General features: G+C 43.6%; 21 protein-coding genes. 12 read left to right on the top strand and 9 right to left on the bottom strand.

Going from position 1 to position 17,339, the window contains the following annotated elements:
- Positions 1 to 122: 122 nt before the first annotated feature.
- The 3 genes from V7K61_RS13765 to V7K61_RS13755 form a co-directional block, all read right to left on the bottom strand.
- Complete coding sequence (locus V7K61_RS13765) at positions 123 to 359, bottom strand: hypothetical protein (protein ID WP_335053826.1); 237 nt, start codon at positions 357 to 359, stop codon at positions 123 to 125.
- Between the two features lie 83 nt (positions 360 to 442).
- Positions 443 to 820 (bottom strand): hypothetical protein, encoded by a 378-nt coding sequence (locus V7K61_RS13760; RefSeq protein WP_335053825.1) that lies wholly within the window; start codon positions 818 to 820, stop codon positions 443 to 445.
- Between the two features lie 77 nt (positions 821 to 897).
- Positions 898 to 1,311, bottom strand: a complete 414-nt coding sequence (locus V7K61_RS13755) for a hypothetical protein (RefSeq protein ID WP_335053824.1) — start codon at positions 1,309 to 1,311, stop codon at positions 898 to 900.
- A 101-nt stretch (positions 1,312 to 1,412) separates the two neighbouring features.
- On the opposite strand from V7K61_RS13755, the gene V7K61_RS13750 reads away from it, so the two are divergent.
- The 11 genes from V7K61_RS13750 (at position 1,413) to V7K61_RS13700 (ending at position 7,351) form a co-directional block, all read left to right on the top strand.
- Positions 1,413 to 1,772: a hypothetical protein gene (locus V7K61_RS13750; protein ID WP_335053823.1), complete on the top strand. Its 360-nt coding sequence runs from the start codon at positions 1,413 to 1,415 to the stop codon at positions 1,770 to 1,772.
- A gap of 76 nt (positions 1,773 to 1,848) precedes the next feature.
- On the top strand, positions 1,849 to 2,169 hold the full coding sequence (locus tag V7K61_RS13745) for a hypothetical protein (protein WP_335053822.1): 321 nt from the start codon (positions 1,849 to 1,851) through the stop codon (positions 2,167 to 2,169).
- A gap of 93 nt (positions 2,170 to 2,262) precedes the next feature.
- Positions 2,263 to 2,448: a hypothetical protein gene (locus V7K61_RS13740; protein ID WP_335053821.1), complete on the top strand. Its 186-nt coding sequence runs from the start codon at positions 2,263 to 2,265 to the stop codon at positions 2,446 to 2,448.
- An 88-nt stretch (positions 2,449 to 2,536) separates the two neighbouring features.
- Positions 2,537 to 2,890 (top strand): hypothetical protein, encoded by a 354-nt coding sequence (locus tag V7K61_RS13735; protein WP_335053820.1) that lies wholly within the window; start codon positions 2,537 to 2,539, stop codon positions 2,888 to 2,890.
- A gap of 15 nt (positions 2,891 to 2,905) precedes the next feature.
- Positions 2,906 to 3,340 carry a hypothetical protein gene (locus tag V7K61_RS13730; protein WP_335053819.1) on the top strand — a complete coding sequence of 145 codons (435 nt, stop codon included), beginning with the start codon at positions 2,906 to 2,908 and terminating at the stop codon, positions 3,338 to 3,340.
- Positions 3,337 to 3,537, top strand: coding sequence for a hypothetical protein (locus V7K61_RS13725; protein WP_335053818.1), 201 nt, complete (start codon positions 3,337 to 3,339; stop codon positions 3,535 to 3,537). Before V7K61_RS13730 ends, V7K61_RS13725 begins: the two co-directional genes overlap by 4 nt.
- A 2-nt stretch (positions 3,538 to 3,539) precedes the next feature.
- Complete coding sequence (locus V7K61_RS13720; RefSeq protein ID WP_335053817.1) at positions 3,540 to 3,758, top strand: hypothetical protein; 219 nt, start codon at positions 3,540 to 3,542, stop codon at positions 3,756 to 3,758.
- 7 nt (positions 3,759 to 3,765) lie between these two features.
- A complete protein-coding gene (locus V7K61_RS13715) occupies positions 3,766 to 3,918 on the top strand; it encodes a hypothetical protein (protein ID WP_335053816.1) in 153 nt (50 codons plus the stop codon).
- A 181-nt stretch (positions 3,919 to 4,099) separates the two neighbouring features.
- Positions 4,100 to 5,497: an IS110 family transposase gene (locus V7K61_RS13710; protein WP_335053815.1), complete on the top strand. Its 1,398-nt coding sequence runs from the start codon at positions 4,100 to 4,102 to the stop codon at positions 5,495 to 5,497.
- Positions 5,494 to 5,688, top strand: coding sequence for a hypothetical protein (locus V7K61_RS13705; RefSeq protein WP_335053814.1), 195 nt, complete (start codon positions 5,494 to 5,496; stop codon positions 5,686 to 5,688). The genes V7K61_RS13710 and V7K61_RS13705 overlap by 4 nt, the downstream gene beginning before the upstream one ends.
- A 109-nt stretch (positions 5,689 to 5,797) precedes the next feature.
- Positions 5,798 to 7,351, top strand: a complete 1,554-nt coding sequence (locus tag V7K61_RS13700; protein ID WP_335053830.1) for a cation:proton antiporter — start codon at positions 5,798 to 5,800, stop codon at positions 7,349 to 7,351.
- 321 nt (positions 7,352 to 7,672) lie between these two features.
- Here V7K61_RS13700 and V7K61_RS13695 read toward each other — a convergent pair whose 3' ends face one another.
- The 6 genes from V7K61_RS13695 to ruvC all read right to left on the bottom strand — a co-directional run bounded on the left by V7K61_RS13695 (position 7,673) and on the right by ruvC (position 15,720).
- Positions 7,673 to 9,307 (bottom strand): alpha-D-glucose phosphate-specific phosphoglucomutase, encoded by a 1,635-nt coding sequence (locus V7K61_RS13695; protein ID WP_335053813.1) that lies wholly within the window; start codon positions 9,305 to 9,307, stop codon positions 7,673 to 7,675.
- 222 nt (positions 9,308 to 9,529) lie between these two features.
- On the bottom strand, positions 9,530 to 10,084 hold the full coding sequence (locus tag V7K61_RS13690) for a DUF3124 domain-containing protein (RefSeq protein WP_335053812.1): 555 nt from the start codon (positions 10,082 to 10,084) through the stop codon (positions 9,530 to 9,532).
- Between the two features lie 68 nt (positions 10,085 to 10,152).
- Complete coding sequence (locus V7K61_RS13685) at positions 10,153 to 10,830, bottom strand: potassium channel family protein (protein WP_335053811.1); 678 nt, start codon at positions 10,828 to 10,830, stop codon at positions 10,153 to 10,155.
- A gap of 170 nt (positions 10,831 to 11,000) precedes the next feature.
- Positions 11,001 to 14,006 (bottom strand): MFS transporter, encoded by a 3,006-nt coding sequence (locus tag V7K61_RS13680; RefSeq protein WP_335053810.1) that lies wholly within the window; start codon positions 14,004 to 14,006, stop codon positions 11,001 to 11,003.
- Positions 14,007 to 14,342: 336 nt separating this feature from the next.
- Positions 14,343 to 14,876 (bottom strand): translation initiation factor IF-3, encoded by a 534-nt coding sequence (gene infC / locus V7K61_RS13675; protein ID WP_104908867.1) that lies wholly within the window; start codon positions 14,874 to 14,876, stop codon positions 14,343 to 14,345.
- Between the two features lie 352 nt (positions 14,877 to 15,228).
- A complete protein-coding gene (gene ruvC / locus V7K61_RS13670; RefSeq protein ID WP_335053809.1) occupies positions 15,229 to 15,720 on the bottom strand; it encodes a crossover junction endodeoxyribonuclease RuvC in 492 nt (163 codons plus the stop codon).
- A 175-nt stretch (positions 15,721 to 15,895) separates the two neighbouring features.
- Between ruvC and V7K61_RS13665 the strand changes: the two genes are divergently transcribed.
- The gene (locus V7K61_RS13665; protein WP_335053808.1) at positions 15,896 to 17,317 is read left to right on the top strand and encodes a gluconeogenesis factor YvcK family protein; all 1,422 of its coding nucleotides are present in this window, start codon (positions 15,896 to 15,898) and stop codon (positions 17,315 to 17,317) included.
- Positions 17,318 to 17,339: the final 22 nt, after the last annotated feature.

Here is a 17,339-nt window from a genome sequence, read left to right as displayed (position 1 = left end):
AATGCTTCGTGTTCTTCCGTCCACGGAAGTGATTTTTTAGGTGAATTTTCTGGCATAATACTATTAGTGATTTCTCAAGGAGCCACCACGATCGCAAAATCTTCTGGTGGCTTTTTGGTTTTTTAGTGGTGGTTTTTAAGCTTTAGGGTTGCCGCTATCTCTTTTATCCGATCTACTAGCGTTGGGTTTTGCTGGAATACTTTCGGCAAGTCGCTCAACAGGTATGCTGTTAATACGATCGCTTGGTCGTGTTCTAGTTCTGGGTCAACGGTGCGGACATAGTTGATAAACCGGTCTAACTCGTAAATAGCTAGACCCCTGGCTCGAACTACTTTTGATGAGATTTTTGATTTAGCCATTGGTCATAAGTTATTAGTCATTAGTCATTAGTCATTAGTCGTTTGCGATCGCACTTGTAGAGGTTGAGTGCGATCGCACTTGGTTATCGCCTGTCGCGCTCTAGGTCATAGATAACTTTCTCTAAATACCAGTTATCTGACTGTCCTGGGTTATTTCGCCTCTGCTGCGCCAAAAGTCTTTTGGCGGATGCCACGTCACCTTTGAGCAGGATGAGTAAATCACTTTGCAGGTATCTGTTTCTGGGGTCGTTGCGGTATGAGTGGGATTTGTTGCCTTGTGGCTGGCTGAATTTAGATACAAGGATTTGCCACTGGTGGCGAACCTGCTGCAACGCTGCTATCAAGGCGATTATGCCGTAATAGAGAATGCAAAGGTTGAGCAGAAGGCTGATTAGAATGTACACGGGGATTGAAAGTAGATGTTCAGTTCCACGATGCGGGAAATAACCTGATTGAGACATCGGGAAATCCCGCATTTGTAAACTTCACGCCCTCCTCACAAAATAAAACCGTCCATACCTTTGCAGGCAGGACGGTTTTATTCAGGTTCTTCAGTATTATCTGATTCGTCTTTAGTTTGCTGGATAGTAAGTGCTTTTCTAAGCCTTAGTTCAAGCCCTTCAGCGTTAGCTAAAAATTTCTGTTCTTGTTTCTTGCTTTCGTCGAGCCTTGCCTCTAGCCTGCCTTGATGTGATTTCACATAGTCGAGAAATTGCTGTTTTAGAAGCAAAACCTCCTCTAAGATTTTCCCAGCATCGCTGCGTCCATCCCAGGTGACGCTTGTCCTAATGATATTTTCTCCTGAGCTATCAGCCGAAGTAGCTCCGATCTGTTTAGTCCCATTGACTGAGCTATCTTGTCCATATTCTCCCAGTCGCCCTGACTCATCCTCACGTTTACTGTTTTTGCGTCGTCCGCCAACGTCTTGGGTCGTGCCATTGCTTGCTTTCATAGAATTATCTCCATTTTATCTTTACAAAACTTTTTTGTATAGACATAACGTTGACACGTTATGTCTTTGCGTAATAGTATGTTATTGCAAAGACAAAACTTTTGCAACACAAATCGCTCCCCCACGCCACCTTGCGTGTTCGCCGGAGCAAGCACCCGCGCCACTGCGTAAGCCCCGGCGCGGAAACAACCTTAATCACCAGAGAAGCGATCGCGGTAACGAGTTTACCGAGCGGTGATAGTTTCATGTCTGCAACACACACTTACTCTAGAAACAACATGACAACCACAGTTTTAGAACTGCTTGAAAACCTGAAGCACTACCCTGGTGCGACAAAGCTAAACGTTAGGGATGTTGACGATGAGGAATTTGCGATCGTTGATTTCCAGTCTGGAGACGACGGCGTGACTATAGTCATCGGCGAAAAAGTAGAGTCTGAGCCAGATGAGGAGGAAATCTAATTATTGAAAAGGCGACCGATACCGTCTTATGGAGCGATCGCCAAACAACAAATAATTCGTAATAGCAATCTTACCAATGAGCAAGCCAATAGGATTTTTCACCAGCTACACCATAAACGACGGCTCTTTACTGGAATCACTCCAAGAGGAGTACGGTAGTACTTTTGAACAGATGAGCAGACGCGAGAAGCTGTTTTTAATTTCGGCTCTTGCCATTCAACTTTGCGATCAATCTCCAGGAAGCTGCCGCAATGAAATATATATAGTCGGGCATCAAGCTAATAGCTCCTTACCCGTGGGCGATCGAGAGGGATTAATCGAAGCGCTGATTAATCAAGTCCGCTGGGGCCGCAGCCTTTTAGATACGGAGGCATCGCCTATGGATCAAGCCCACTAGCTAACGCCCTGGATATATATGGTTGCACCAGCGCAGGCTGGAAAGCTTGTGCTGGTCTTTTTTGCACAATTAAGAATTAGGAATTTTGAATTTATGAATTACAGTGACGGACTTAGACCGTGGGCGATTTTCCAACATTTGCCCAGTGGTAGGAGTACTTGTGTTTATCGATTTCGCACCCAGTCTGACGCAGATGCTTACACGAGCATCCTGCGTCAGGGAGGGGGAATCTTTGAGGTAGTTTTCGATTTACCCCAGCACCAGGAAGTTAAAGCATAGCTCAAAATCAAATTGCGATCGCAGTACCGGGAGGAGTGCGATCGCAACTGAAAATCGATTCAAACAAGTAAAAAATATCACAAACTTCATGCGAATTAAAACCATTTCTTACAAACGGGTACTCAATCTCGGAAATTACGAAAACAAACATCTAGAACTGTTTGCCGAAGTTGAGGAAGGAGAAGACCCAGAAGTTGCTATCTTGCGACTTGCGGACACAGTAGAGCGCACAATCCGAGAATCAGTAACCAAGGAATACAGCAGGCAAATGTTGCAAGCTGAAGCGCAGAAAGAAAAATTGCTTGATGAGATTGCCGAACTCAAGTATGAACTTAAACAGCTTGGAAAAATTAAGGATGAACCACCAAAAGAGGACAATCCCGATATCCCTTTTGACCAAACGCCTCAAGCCCAAAAAAACGATCCTAACGAGAATTTTTAATCAGTAATTAAGAAAATGGAGCAAACCAATTCAGACCAAATACAAATAACTGAAGTTCACAACGTCGTAACTGTTTATGGCTTAGAACAAGACGGTTCTATTTCCGAAACAGGATTTATGGCATTTGCGCGTCCTCAAGATTGGGGAAATAAAGACCGCTGGCATTATGAATTCTTCAAGCTGGAATGGATCTATAAAGGCACAAAATACATCAATAATTGCCACTGCTGGACTGACTTAAAAGACCCTGAGCAAGGATATCCCCCACTATTCGCTCAAGGTATCGCAATGATATTAATGCCTGGTAAACCACCAGAATTATGCGGACGCGAATATTTGCATGGTGATGATTTTTGGCGCAAGTCCTGGGGCGAGATGCCTCCCTACTACGATCCAGATGAGGAGGATGAATTCTGGGATGAAGATGAGCAGAGGGCTAGATTTTCATGAAAGATTCAGACACCGCTAAAAGAATTCAGGCTCTAAAAAGAACAGTTGATATTTTGACAAGACACTTGCTATCCACTTGTAAAACTTTTGAGGAATTAGTAGATAGACTTCCAGATGGTGAATTATCCCCAGTTAAATTTGGAATCGCCAAAAATATTGAGTTACTTGAACAAGTCAAACGTTTAAGCAAGCAGTGATTATGAATGAGTTAAACGATATACCACAACCAGATCCAGCATGGGATTACTACATCACTTGGCACAAGCTTTTTAAAGCCAAATCTCATTTAGACAAACTAATTAAATATGTTGGTCAATTTGAGGAGGGGGAGTCAGCAATAGATGAACAAATTGAATCGGATTTAATTCTGGTTATTCGACATCTAGAAGATGTGCTGCCAAAAATTGAGACTGAGTAACCGCCTGATGAATCGTAATTGCGATCGCGCTCTCCCCAAGCGCGGGCTACCTGACACAGTAGCCGAAACGGTGGAATCAACCACCGTCGCGGGTTGTGTCCAAAGCACCCGCCCCACTGTTTCTAGGGAGTGGGGCGTTAGGCATGAATCGCACACCTAATTGGGGTGTTACTTCATTCAAGCGCACCTTCTCTAGAGCTACCGGGCTAAACCCAGCGTTAAGAGTGAATCGCGCCCCTCTTTTGGTGGGGTGTTAGGAGGATTCGAGCGTCAAAACTGGGTTTCAAAATTGATTCGTGTGCCACCACGAATACTAAAAAATCCCAATTCTCGGCAGAACCATGACAATTAAATTAGTTACATCCTTGGGAGTTGATGTTAGCAAGTCATCAGTCACTTGTCATATTTTAACCCAATACCCAGTAGGAGGTTTGAAAAACTATTGGCAGAAAACTAGAGTTAAAGCATCGAGTTTATTTCCTACTTTCTACTCTAATCCCAAACCAAAAAGTAATCAGAAATCAGTTTTTGATTTCGTTGATTATATCAAAGACAATAAGCCTGATATCGCGATTATCGAACCAACAGGCAATCATTACTCAAGGCTTTGGGCGCAAATTCTAGAAAGCTTAGGAATAAATATACTTTGGGTAGGTCATATCGAACTGCGGCGTTATCGTGGCGGGAAAAATCTGCCTAACAAATCTGACGCTGCTGATGCTTTGGCTATGGCTGCCTACGCTGTGGATCAAGAAAATTATCTAGAATCTGGCGAACTTAACCCCCAATCATTTCTAATGCACCGTCCCCAACCGATTAACCAATTGCGGGAACTGGTACAGCAACTCGAACACCTAAACCGCGTCCAGTCACCTATTATCAACTACACCCGTCAAGCGCTGGCGTGGCAATTCCCAGAAAAAGCACACAGTAAAACTGACAGTACCAAAGTGGGAAATGTACCGCCGCTATGGGGTTGGTTAGCTCAAAGGGAAACGGAAGTACACCCACAAAGCTACAAATCCATAACCAAAATATATCAACAATCAATAGCGGTACAACTTGGGCTAGAAATAGATCCGATTATCCGACTTCATGCTGATTGGTTATGCGACATTAACTTGGAGGAGCAACGCTTAGAAGCTTTGCTCAAGCCATTGGTCAACCACGAGCAATTCAAAACCTACAACCAGGTCTTTGACGGGTTTAATTTTGGACTGAGAATTCGGGCCCGGCTGCTTAGTCGAATTTATCCATTTGAAGCGTTTTTGACCAATGGTAAACAGTTAATTGAGCGAGAGGTCAGGGAAGTTAAGAAGAAAGAAGTCACTCGTGAAAATGGTAAATCTGTAGTGAAATTCTTACCTGGGGACATCAAACGGGTTAAACGTAACCGTTCGCGCGATGCTTTCAAGTTGAGGTTAGGCATGGGAACCGTCCTAGAGCAGTCCGGCGACAAGTTAGTTGAGAAAGGTAGTGGTAGTGCCTTGTGCCGAATGAACTTTTGGCAATATGTGATTACCAAAATCGAAATCAATGGTCGATTGCCCAATAATGCCATTGGTGAGGAGATTGCACTTTATAAAGAAGCCCTCAAAAGTAATGTTGATGCTTCCGGTAAGCAGCTGCTTAATGGCAAGCACTTGCAGGCTAAACTCAGTTCCAAGGTTGCCAATATGTTGTTTCGGGAGTTGTCGAGAGCGATCGCGCAGCCAACACCGGAGGTGAACACAAAATGAGCGATCAAGATTATGCAGTTTATGACCCTGACGACGATGACGAGTATGACAATCAAGGGAACTTAGATTTTTACGGTGAGTGCCCTAGATGTGCTGATGGTCAAATGTTTATAGACCCGGAGGATGCTGAAGAACTAATTGCTTTTTGCATTGAGTGCGGGTATGTGAAGGATTTGGAAGAAATTCATTAATTTGCTAAACCCCTACAGTAATGCAGGGGTTTTAAAATCCCTCAATAGTTTAGAGTGAATGAAGAGAGAATCTATCAGTCAAGTCAAACTAACTCTCCAAAACGCAATAGTGGATGTTACCGAATTAGTCAAAGTTTCAATTATTCTCTTGGTTCTGGCTACAGGAGTAGCTTTGCTATCCCGGCGGTTGGGAATCCCTTATGTTACGGGTTTAGTATTAGCAGGTTTGCCCATCACTGAGTTATTGTCTCGTCGGATTGGTTTAAGTCCAACCCTTGTTTTGGATCTTTTCCTGCCAATTCTGATCTTTGAAGCTGGTATTAATACAGATGTTAGCCGCCTACGCAGCACCTTTAAACCAATTGCCCTACTAGCTGGGCCAGGGGCTTTGGTTTCCAGTGCGATTATTGCCGTCCTGTTGAAATTTGGGCTAGGACTGAGTTGGATACCTGCGTTATTTGTCGGAGTAATTCTGGCAAACACTGATACTGTTTCCATGATTGCTGTATTTAAGGATATACCAGTACCCTCGCGGCTTTCCACCATCGTTGAAGGGGAAACTCTATTCAATGATGCCGCTGCCCTAGTTTCCTTCAACTTGATTGTGCAAGTATATTCAACAGGCTCACTCACATTTATAGAGGGAATCCAACAACTGCTATTTATCTCTCTAGGAGGCTGCGTTGTGGGGTTAGTCTTGGGCTACTTGAGTATACCTGTATTCGCCCGTTTAGATGATGCTCTTAGCAGTCTTTTGCTGACAGTCGCAGTTGCATTAGGAACTTTTCAGGTTGGGCAATTTCTCGGTGTATCAGGCCCTGTGGCCGTAGTTGTCGCTGGATTAATTTTCGGGAATTTTGGGCTTTCTCGCAATACTTCTGCTTCTAGCCGCATTACCTTGTTGAGTTTCTGGGAATATGCCAGTTTTACTGTCAACACCTTTATTTTTCTGTTGATTGGTGTAGAAATAAATTTGGTAACGCTCTGGAAAACTTTACCTGCAATTCTACTTGCAGTTTTGGCTTATCAAATCGGGCGAGTTCTTACGGTGTATCCACTGCTAGCAGGGATTCGTTGGATTGACCGCCCAATTCCGCTACGCTGGCAACATTTACTATTTTTAGGCAACATCAAAGGTTCACTCTCAATGGCTCTGGCATTGAGTTTACCTACAACACTGCCAGGGCGAGAAGTCTTGATAGCTATAGTCTTCGGCTGTGTGTTGGTTTCGTTAGTGGGACAGGGTTTAAGTTTGCCTTGGGTAGTAAAACGCTTAAAGTTATCTAAATTTTCTGAAGTTCAACAACAGGTTGAAGAGTTGCAAGCTCAGTTGATAACGGGTAAGGCAGCACAAGATGAATTAGATAGCTTATTGAAATCGGGGGTATTACCAAAAGCCGTTTATGAAGAGATGCGTTCAGCTTATCAGGTACGAATTGCCGGTGCAGAAAAGACACTGCGGGAATTATATAATCGTCGCCCTGATGAGGTGGAAGCTAGAAATGGCAAGAGCAGTAAACTGGAAGCTATTCGCCGACGTTTACTGCTGGCAGAAAAAGGAGCGCTCAATGAGGCAATGCGGAAGCGAATTCTTTCAGAAGAAATTGTGCGCGGGCGGATACAAACTCTCGATGAACAATTACTGAAATTAGAAGATGATTAAGAATATGGGGATTGGGCATGGGGCATAGTCTGGGCTTTATTAATGAACCTTTGAGCTTCGTTATTCTGAAGGGGTGACAAAGAAGGTGAAGCAGAGAGAATAGAGGATTGTGACCGTTTTCAGGTAAAAAAAAGACCGGTCAGAGTAAGAACTTTAGTCGTTACTTTCTAAGCACTAAAATTCTTACTACAAACCTCAAAACTAGCTTATACCAATTAAATTAATGATTGCAACACATCCTTGGGTAAAGACGCGATGAATCGCGTCTCTACAAAGGGTCTATTTGTTGTATTCTTTTTTCAAGTTGGTATTAACAAAGTGCTAGGTGATTACAGTTGGCTGTTCCCGTCCTGTCAGTTTGCGAATCTGGACTATCTCCTGAGCAATAGTGATTAAAGAAGCAAGTGCTTGCTGTGGATCGAGGTCATGTTTGGCGGGATCTGGCTCGTAGCTTTCTAGATAAACTCTTAGGGTTGCACCTTGAGTCCCCGTACCAGAAAGTCGCACCACAATGCGGGAGCCATCAGTAAAGCCAATGCGAACACCTTGTTGCTCGCTAATGCTACCATCAACAGGGTCGGTATAACTAAAGTCATCACTGTATTCAACTTGATAGTTACCGAATTGCTTACCTTTAAGGTTTGGCAATAAAGAACGCAGTCTTTCTATTAAAGTGTTGCCTTGCTCTGTCTGTATCTCTTCATAGTCATGGCGAGAGTAATAATTGCGTCCATAGGTTTGCCAATGTTCCCGGACAATCTGCTCAACAGATTGTTGCCGGGCTGCTAGGATATTCAGCCAAAACAGCACAGCCCATAGCCCATCTTTTTCGCGGATATGGTTAGAGCCGGTACCAAAACTTTCTTCACCGCAGAGAGTCGCTTTACCTGCGTCTAAGAGATTGCCGAAAAACTTCCAGCCTGTGGGTGTTTCATAAGATTCAATCCCAATCTGAGCAGCAACTCGATCTACTGCTTGGCTAGTAGGCATCGATCGCGCTACCCCGGCTAAACCTGCACTATAACCAGGGACTAGCTTGGCGTTTGCGGCTAACACTGCGAGGCTATCGCTAGGAGTGACAAAGAACTTACGCCCTAAGATCATATTGCGATCGCCATCTCCATCAAAAGCTGCCCCAAAGTCGGGCGCATTCTCTCCGTACAAAATATCCACCAAATCATGGGCATAAACCAGATTTGGGTCGGGGTGGCCGCCGCCAAAGTCTTCTAGGGGTGTACCATTTTGCACAGTTCCCACTGGTGCGCCTAAACGTTGCTCAAAAATAGCATGGGCATAAGGGCCAGCCACCGCATGTAAGGCATCGATACTGAACCGAAAATTTCCTTTTGTCAACAGTTGGTGAATCTGTTCAAAATCAAACAGGGACTCCATTAACTCTTGATAATCATGTACGGAGTCAATCACCTCAACTACCGTTTCTCCTAAATGTGACTCACCCAAAGTTTCTAAATCTACATCTGATGCTTCCAGAATTTGGTAGCTATCAATCACTTTACTGCGATCGTACATAGCCTCTGTCACCTTTTCCGGCGCTGGGCCACCGTTGTTAATGTTATATTTCACGCCAAAGTCACCATTTGGCCCGCCCGGATTATGGCTAGCAGACAAGATGATGCCACCAATAGCCTCGTACTTGCGAATAATCGCGGAAGTTGCAGGAGTAGACAAAATCCCCCGTTGGCCAACTTTAATCCGCCCAATTCCATTGGCCGCAGCCATTTTCAAAATGATTTGAATGGCTTGGCGATTGTAATAACGACCATCACCACCCAGGACTATGGTTTGTCCCTGCAAGTCCCCTACAGAATCGAAGATGGATTGGACAAAATTTTCCAGGTAGTGGGGCTGCTGAAAAACCTTAACTGCTTTCCGCAGCCCAGAAGTACCAGGCTTTTGGTCGCTGAAGGGAGTAGTAGAGACTTTATGGATGTTCATAGATTTAACAAGGCATTTTTCTTTTACAGCTTTACATAAGTTCGTTACAAAAAAAAATTGCTAAGTATTATCTATCTATTGGCTACTAACTCCCTTGTTCTCCAATTCCCGATCGCGCCCATACTGAGTGCTGAGTGATGAGTGCTGAGTGCTGAGTGCTGAGTGCTGAGTGATGAGTGATGAGTGCTGAATTCTGTTCGATAAATTAGCTTTTGAAAATTTCTATTTTAAAGGCGATCGCTTATCGTTATTTTGACTTTTAATTACTCTACCAGGACTGATAAAAGAAATTCCTTGTTGAAAGTCAGTACCAATCATGACTGCCTCCACTATCGGTTCGGATATTTCTGTTTGGGCTACCCACTCGACAATAAAGTTTGCGCCTAAACCTCCACTGGTGTCATTTCTATTGATAAAAAAATCTGTCGAAGCTAGGGCATCAAGTTGAATAGGGCGCTCCAAATACTGTTTAACTAGTTTCCCTTCTGAGTTGTAGTAGCGCACAGAAGTAATAATAATCGGATTGGTCAAATCTGTATTCCGAATACTAAGCGTAGCTGCTAACTCAAAAATCTCTTGGCGATTGTGATGATAGATATGAGAGTAGACTGGAACATAAAGAGTTTGACCGCTGGCTATCTTAAAATTCTGATCCAGCGTCACTGTTTTTTGCAATGGGGTTGCTGGAATGGCATTGGGTTGTGACTTGGGTGTTGATTCACAAGATGCAAGAATAATAACAGCGATCGCTAAATAAATATATCTATACAGCTTCATCAAAACTCACCAATTTTTTATATGTGTAGCCAACCCTACCTAATAAACAGTTTAGGTAGGAACTGCGCTCAACATCTTTGTTCAATAAAATCAATGACTTGATGTAAGCATCTTGGTTTAGTCACAATCAGCACAGTTGAATGAGGTTCCAGTATTGTACTGCCGTTAGGAATCATCAAATCTTCGTGGGGATGAGATTGATAGCCAATAATTAGCGAACCAGTGGGGAATTGGGGATCTTGAGCAATTTCGGCGACGCTACGACCGGCAACATAGCAATTGTTGGGGATGGAAAGTTTCAGAACTTCAATCTGTCCCTGCTCAAAATGCATCATTGATTCCACTTGTGGATACTCAATGGCGTTCACCATTGTTGAAACTGATAGTTCCACAGTACTGATAATATGGTTAGCTCCAGCTATCCGCAATGGTTCGGCAAAATCGGGGTGGCGCATTCGACTCAAAATATGGGGGGCACCGTAGTGTTTAGCAAGAGTTACCATTGCTAAGTTTAAGGCATCACTTCTCAGAACTGCTGCCAAGGAACCGGCTTTGCGAATCCCCGCTTCTAACAATACTTCTGTACTTACAGCACTGCCTTCAAAAGCCATTGCTCCTACTTGTTCGCGGGCGTAGCGGCAAGCGATAGGGTCAATGTCAATTACGGCAACAGTATGTCCTAGTTCTACCAGCTTTTGCGCTAAACTTAGCCCCACTAAGCCTGCTCCACCAATGAGTACGTACATGATTCCTGATATTCTTTGAATTTTTACTTCAGTTTACAGGTTAACAAATAGTCATTTGTCATTTGTCATTGGTCATTGGTCATTTGTCATTTGTCATTGGTCATTTGTCATTGGGCATTAGTTATTGGGCATTGGGCATTAATTCTACTTCTACGGCGATTGGAGGTTTTTTAATTGTAATTTTTGAATTGGTATTTTTCGAGTAACTCTTTAACTTGAGCGGACACTAAAGGATGTGGATCTTTTTGTAACTGGGGGAGGATTTGCAGGAGAACGCGATATGAAACCATATTTAAATATGCGATCGCAGCTTCTCTGACAAAGCCGGTGGGATGACGCAAACTCACTAATATCTCAGAACTGGTTAGTCGGGTGCGTGTAACTTGAGCATAATGAAAGCAGCAAGCTAGACACCAGTCAGAAAGGAAGTTACCCAACATCAGCAATCTGTGGAGGCGATCGCTAACTATCATGTTCTCATATTCTACGATCTTAGCTTCGACAAGATATTGTAATTTTTCTGTCTGTGGTCGGTTATCTAAAATATTCAGCAATAAAGACTTTGAAGACAAAGTTACGGTATGCTCTAAGATTTCTAACCCCCGCGCTAAGTTTACCACTGAGAGCGATCGCAGATTAAATGCTGCTGCCTGCATCTTTTCTGGCGAGTAAAGCAGTTTCAGTAATAGTAGCAGCCGCTCTTTAACATCCAATTCCAATTCTATAAGGGCGCGTTGCAGTAACTCAGAGACAATCACAATCCTCTCATTGGATTGATGATTTTCTTTTTGGTCTAGTGTTTGGAAGTCAATGTATGCGGCGTAAATTTCACCTAAAAACTTTAATTCCTGCTTAATTAAATTTTCTACCCGACTTTCATAAAATCGATCTACTAAACCCTTAATTCCTGGTTGTTTGTGGATTTTTAATAAGCTGCGGAGAATATGATCCCTAGTAGTACCCCAGGATATTTCCAAGTTTTCCCATAAACTCTCTAATGCTTCCTGAGTACCGACTTGAGCAATGGTACGCCAAGCATACATCCGCACTACTTCTGGTTTGTAAATATTGGTCGCCAACCGCAACAGCATTTCTAAAGCTTCATTTTCTAGTCGCACTAGGGCTGACATGGCTGTGCTGCGAGTTGATTTGTAATAAAGTGCTGCAATCAGTGCCGAATAGTACTCTTCTAAATGGGTGGCTGAAATCATTTCTAATACGGCACAGCGCACCCGTAACGACTCATCTTGTAATAAATTCGGGATATGAATCCGCAACGCCTGCAAATAAACTGCTTCTCTCAGCGCTCTAACTCCATTCACCCGTTCCCGTTCTTGCTTATGAGTCAGCATCCGGCGCATGGTTTGGGTAGCTACTACCTTTTGCATGGGCGTTCCCTGGCGTAAGACTAAAGCGGCGGCGGTGGCGCGGATGAGTGAGTTTTGCCGGGGGTTTAGGTATTCTTCTAGGAGGCTTAAATTGGGATTTGGTTCCGCCAGCCAAACGTAACGCAACGCTAAAGCAAAAACTTCGGGGTTAGTTTCTTGAGATTCTTCTAACAAAGGACGGATGGCGGGTAAATAAATCGGATTGACACCTCCCATCAGCATCACTTCCAAACTTTGGCGCTGCAAATCTGGGGTTAACTTCACTAGTAGCGGGGCTAAAACTTCCGCCGCGCCTTGGGAGTCAATTTGGGCTAAAAGTTCAATACAAGAGCGTTTATCAGCCTCACTGCCTTTTTCTGCTAAAGCTTTGACTACACCCTGTTTGAAAAATCGTAAGCCGACATTGGTTGCACTCAAGTGACCCCGCGCCACACTCAAGACTAACAGTTCCACATAGCGCGATCGCAATTCCCAAACTACTGTTAAACAAGTGCCAGTTATCAGCATGGTTTCTGCTACTAACACCCATTTTTGCAGTGGTTCGGGTACAAATCGCCCACAAAACAAGATAGTCACAAAAATTAGCGCTCCTGTCAAACCTGTAGCGATCGCTTCGGCGGTTCCACCAGATAAAGTCTGCATCCGGCTGCGAATTGCCTCTGGAATCGGTTGGTACAGGATGGGGCCACTACTCATGACAAAGGTGTAGCGCAGAAGTTCATCAAAGAATTTGACAATTATCAAACCCCAGAAAAAGCTTTGCGATTGCATGGCTGGAATTAAATGCAGTAATACCAGCACTCCTGGGAGTGAAAAGCCGACGGTAATTGGTAAAAGCGTGGCAGTGAAAAATACTCCCATTCGTTCGATGAGTCGGCTGGAAATAAACCACTGCAACAACAACTCACACAGTCCCAACATTCCACCAAAAAGACCCAAAAAGCTCGCAAGTTCTCGGTCGCTCAAATTGGATTGGAGTTCGCGCAGATACTGAAAATCTATTAACAATCCAATAACTTGCAACAGTCCCACAAAAGCAAACAACTGCCAGACATACCGCTTCAGCGGACTTTTAATGAAACGCTCTCGTGAAGCTTGTTGTTCGGGAACTAGTCTTTGTGGGGTTTCAGGGAAAGCGGCTCGATAGTGATGAGTTAAATAGAATAGAATCCCTGATCCTAATAAAATCACCATACAGGCGATGAGGATGATCTTATTCAGCGTGGTGTATTGCACTAGCCAAGGTAAACTAAAGCCACTGATCACATCTGCTACCAAAAGACCACTACTCACCAGTGGGTAAGTCCGTTTAATCTCCCGAATATTAAATATTTGGTTAGCGACGATGGAAGTATTCAGGTCATTGACCACATAAAGTGCATCTACCCACAGCCGCAGCAGAAATGCCGAAATCACTGCCAGGTAGGAAAATTGATATCCCCAACGTAATACAACTAATAAAATTAATGGCATCAACATGCAAGGTGCGATCGCCACAATTACCCGACGTAAGGGAAAAATCTTTTGCAGCCAAGAGTATAAAAAAACCAGTCCGGCACTCATTATCGCACTAGCAATATACATCCACGGCAGTAGATGAGTTCCATATTCATCCAAAAACAGCGCCACCGTACTGTCTTCCGCCCACCGCAATCCTACACATACAATTGTGTAAAAAAGAAACATTATCTGGGTTCGTTCGCTCTCCTCTGGTCGGAGATTCACCCACTGTAGTAGTCGTGGTAAAGCAACTTTATGTGCAGCCAACCAGTGATTTTTCAGTTCCATGCAGTTTTATTTTCTGGTAGTATCACCGATGGGGGAGGCAGGGGAGCAGGGGGGCAGAGGGGTAGGGGGGAAAGAAATATACCTTCTTGTCGCCTTGTCCTCCTAGCTCCCTTGTCTCTCCATGCCCTGGAAATAGCAAAAGTCCTGAGCAACTGAGTATTATGTTTCCCATTCAGCGTTCAGGACTATCGATTTTAGATAAAATTAAATGCTTTCGTAGGAGTGCATAGCTAACTGTGCGCTCAAAGCGTATATTGCATTCAAATGAAAGATGAAAAAATCCCCTGACTTCTAGCCAGAGGATTTTCAAACTTGGTCTATTAAACAGTTAGAGAATTATTTTTTAGGCGAAATGAGCATCATCATGTTTCGTCCTTCTTTTTTAGGCGCTTGTTGAAGCTCACCAAAAGGCTCCAAATCCGTTGCCATTCGCTTGAGCAAATCTTCTGCTAGGTCGCTGTGTTGAATTTCTCGACCCCGGAACATCACAGTCGCTTTGACTTTATCGCCATCTTTCAAAAAGCGCTCTGCTTGCTTAACACGCACGTTGTAGTCGTGTTCTTCTATTTTGTAGCGCATCTTAACTTCTTTGACATCAGCCGTGTGCTGTTTTTTCCGGGCTTCCCGCGCCTTTTTTTCCTGTTCAAACTTGTATTTCCCGTAGTCCATAATCCGACAAACCGGCGGGTCAGCTTTATCGCTGATTAGCACCAAATCTAGCTCTTTTTCTTCTGCTAGTTGTAGTGCTTCCTGTGGGGGCATAATTCCCAGTTGGGCACCGTCAGTGTCAATGACCCGAATTTTCGGGAAGCGAATTCGTTCGTTAATTTGGGGCAGATCGCGAGTTCTTTTCTTCTCAATCACAGCCATTATGATTAGTGGGAGCTCTTAAATGAAGGATTTGGTGTAGTCTAAATTGGTATGCCTCAGAGGCAAAATACAGAAGTAACTCAGGACTGAAAACATAGTTTCCAGTTCTAGGGTAACTAATCCATAAAATAGTTGCCTCGTTGTACTTGTCATTTTACTCAGTCTGAGAGAATTTCTCTGCAATAGTTAATCTAAATTAGACAACCTAGACTCATATTAAATATTATTACAATTATTTTGCAAGACTTTTTGCGATCGCGTAACCGCCCACCGTAGGCGATCGCATTGAGCAACATCATCAGGACTAGCCCTTTCAAGGTGTTGTGTGATGGACTGATTTGTAGTTTGGTAACTACAGCTGATAAGAAGCCGTCAAAGCCACTGCCAAAGCATCCGCAGCATCATCTGGCTTAGGAATTTCCTCTAAATCCAACTCCCGCGCCACCGCTTCTTGCACTTCTGACTTATCAGCATTGCCATAGCCTGTTAAAGCTTGTTTAATTTGAGCCGGAGTAAACTCTACATAAGGAAGACGACGCTGGCCTAACACTAAAATGACTATACCCCGCGCCTGTGCAACCAGGATAGTACTTGACATACGATAGAAGAATAGTTTCTCGATCGCCACTAAATCTGGTTGAAATTCCTCCATCACGGTGTGTAAATCATCAAACAAGGTACATAAGCGCTGTCCCATTTCTACATCTGCTGACGTTTTAATGACTCCAAAATCCAGCATATTTACTGTAGTCTCTGGTACTTTGTTGAGATTTTGTGTACAGCTAATTACCCCAAATCCTAAAATTGCCAGTCCTGGATCTAATCCTAAAATTCGTTTTTCCATTAAATTCACTTTTACCAAGCCAGGGTTATTGTTTAACTAGAAATACTGGCAATGTTCACGACTTGCTCTTAGTCTAATAGGATTGATAAATATAATAGTTTCACGCCTGGTCTTTTAAACCAAGCGGTGTAAATTTTCTGTTAATTATTGTTTGTAGCATTGCTCCAAATCAGGTATGTCAATTGGTTTTCTCAGACAAGCCCTCAACGCCCTGCAAAAGCAGTCGCGCTCTCGTACTTCCTATCGGGTTAACCAGTGGTTCAAATGGTTATCTCCTGGACTATCGGTAAAACGTTGGTTGTTAATTAGTGTTGGGGGTGTACTGCTGGCAAGTTTGGGGTTAGCCATTTGGATTAAGCTAACCCCAATTTTTTGGATGATTGAGTTGGTTAGAGGTTTCTTGGGAGTCATCGCCAACCTCTTACCGAACTATATCAGTGGGCCTTTGGTGCTGCTTGGCGGCTTGCTGTTAGTGCTTTGGGGGCAAACTCGCACCGTAGGCTCAATTACTAAGGTACTAAGAGCAGAAGGTGGAGAGGAACTCATTGATGTCTTGATGGCTCATCGTCGATTGTACCGAGGCCCAAAAATCGTGGTAATTGGTGGTGGTACGGGACTTTCTACGTTGTTGAGGGGACTGAAAACCTACAGCGCTAATATTACTGCAATTGTCACTGTCGCCGATGATGGTGGATCTTCTGGGCGTTTGCGTCAAGAGTTCGGAGTGCTACCACCAGGAGATATTCGCAATTGTTTGGCTGCACTAGCTGATGAAGAAAAGTTATTAACAGAATTGTTTCAATACCGTTTTCGGGCTGGAGATGGGTTAACTGGTCACAGTTTTGGCAATTTGTTTTTAACGGCAATGAGTGATATTACTGGAGATTTAGAACAAGCAGTTGCAGCTAGTTCTAAAGTTCTAGCGGTGCGAGGACAAGTACTACCAGCAACTCTCAGTGATGTTCGCCTCTGGGCAGAATTAGCCGATGGTCGTCGTATTGAGGGGGAGTCTAGTATTCCTAAAGCTGGCGGTAAAATTGTCAAAATTGGCTGCATTCCAGCTAATCCTCCGGCAGTGCCAGCAGCGATTAAGGCAATTAAAGAAGCTGATTACATTATTATTGGCCCAGGTAGCCTTTATACAAGCCTAATTCCTAATTTATTAGTACCAGAAATTGCCGATGCGATCGCTCAATCAGATGCCCCCCGTATTTATATCTGCAATATCATGACTCAACCAGGAGAAACTGAAGGCTACACTGTTGCCGATCACATCAGAGCAATTGATGCTGCTTGTGGACAAAGACGACTATTCGATGCTGTATTAATACATAAAAAATCTCCTTCGGAGCAATCACTTATCCGCTACGCTCAACAAAACTCCCATCCCGTTTTCCTCGATAGAGAAGCCGTAACTCAACTAGGGCGACGGATTGTTCTAGCTAATGTTTTGTATGAAGATGAAACAGGTTTTGTACGTCACAATCCGCAGAAACTAGCACAAGTGTTATTGCGGTGGTACGGTAGAAGTCAGTCCATTCTCCTGCGGAGACGCTATGCGAACGGGGAATTCAAAATTAAGGAAGATAAAAATTAGTCATTTGTCATTTGTTTAGACT

Source organism: Nostoc sp. (genome assembly GCF_036918015.1).
Taxonomy (GTDB): Bacteria; Cyanobacteriota; Cyanobacteriia; order Cyanobacteriales; family Nostocaceae; genus Nostoc.
Note: the sequence above shows the minus strand (reverse complement) of the source record. Positions and strands in the feature narration are given on the sequence as shown.

What these genes read in the sequence shown, in the direction of transcription:
- V7K61_RS13760 (WP_335053825.1), bottom strand. Translation starts at nt 820, where the DNA reads ATGTCTCAATCAGGTTATTTCCCGCATCGTGGAACTGAACATCTACTT.
- V7K61_RS13745 (WP_335053822.1), top strand. Translation starts at nt 1,849, where the DNA reads ATGAGCAAGCCAATAGGATTTTTCACCAGCTACACCATAAACGACGGC.
- ruvC (WP_335053809.1), bottom strand. Translation starts at nt 15,720, where the DNA reads ATGGAAAAACGAATTTTAGGATTAGATCCAGGACTGGCAATTTTAGGA.
- V7K61_RS13755 (WP_335053824.1), bottom strand. Translation starts at nt 1,311, where the DNA reads ATGAAAGCAAGCAATGGCACGACCCAAGACGTTGGCGGACGACGCAAA.
- infC (WP_104908867.1), bottom strand. Translation starts at nt 14,876, where the DNA reads ATGGCTGTGATTGAGAAGAAAAGAACTCGCGATCTGCCCCAAATTAAC.
- V7K61_RS13690 (WP_335053812.1), bottom strand. Translation starts at nt 10,084, where the DNA reads ATGAAGCTGTATAGATATATTTATTTAGCGATCGCTGTTATTATTCTT.
- V7K61_RS13680 (WP_335053810.1), bottom strand. Translation starts at nt 14,006, where the DNA reads ATGGAACTGAAAAATCACTGGTTGGCTGCACATAAAGTTGCTTTACCA.
- V7K61_RS13765 (WP_335053826.1), bottom strand. Translation starts at nt 359, where the DNA reads ATGGCTAAATCAAAAATCTCATCAAAAGTAGTTCGAGCCAGGGGTCTA.
- V7K61_RS13725 (WP_335053818.1), top strand. Translation starts at nt 3,337, where the DNA reads ATGAAAGATTCAGACACCGCTAAAAGAATTCAGGCTCTAAAAAGAACA.
- V7K61_RS13705 (WP_335053814.1), top strand. Translation starts at nt 5,494, where the DNA reads ATGAGCGATCAAGATTATGCAGTTTATGACCCTGACGACGATGACGAG.
- V7K61_RS13685 (WP_335053811.1), bottom strand. Translation starts at nt 10,830, where the DNA reads ATGTACGTACTCATTGGTGGAGCAGGCTTAGTGGGGCTAAGTTTAGCG.
- V7K61_RS13730 (WP_335053819.1), top strand. Translation starts at nt 2,906, where the DNA reads ATGGAGCAAACCAATTCAGACCAAATACAAATAACTGAAGTTCACAAC.
- V7K61_RS13710 (WP_335053815.1), top strand. Translation starts at nt 4,100, where the DNA reads ATGACAATTAAATTAGTTACATCCTTGGGAGTTGATGTTAGCAAGTCA.
- V7K61_RS13695 (WP_335053813.1), bottom strand. Translation starts at nt 9,307, where the DNA reads ATGAACATCCATAAAGTCTCTACTACTCCCTTCAGCGACCAAAAGCCT.
- V7K61_RS13665 (WP_335053808.1), top strand. Translation starts at nt 15,896, where the DNA reads ATGTCAATTGGTTTTCTCAGACAAGCCCTCAACGCCCTGCAAAAGCAG.
- V7K61_RS13715 (WP_335053816.1), top strand. Translation starts at nt 3,766, where the DNA reads ATGAATCGTAATTGCGATCGCGCTCTCCCCAAGCGCGGGCTACCTGAC.
- V7K61_RS13735 (WP_335053820.1), top strand. Translation starts at nt 2,537, where the DNA reads ATGCGAATTAAAACCATTTCTTACAAACGGGTACTCAATCTCGGAAAT.
- V7K61_RS13740 (WP_335053821.1), top strand. Translation starts at nt 2,263, where the DNA reads ATGAATTACAGTGACGGACTTAGACCGTGGGCGATTTTCCAACATTTG.
- V7K61_RS13720 (WP_335053817.1), top strand. Translation starts at nt 3,540, where the DNA reads ATGAATGAGTTAAACGATATACCACAACCAGATCCAGCATGGGATTAC.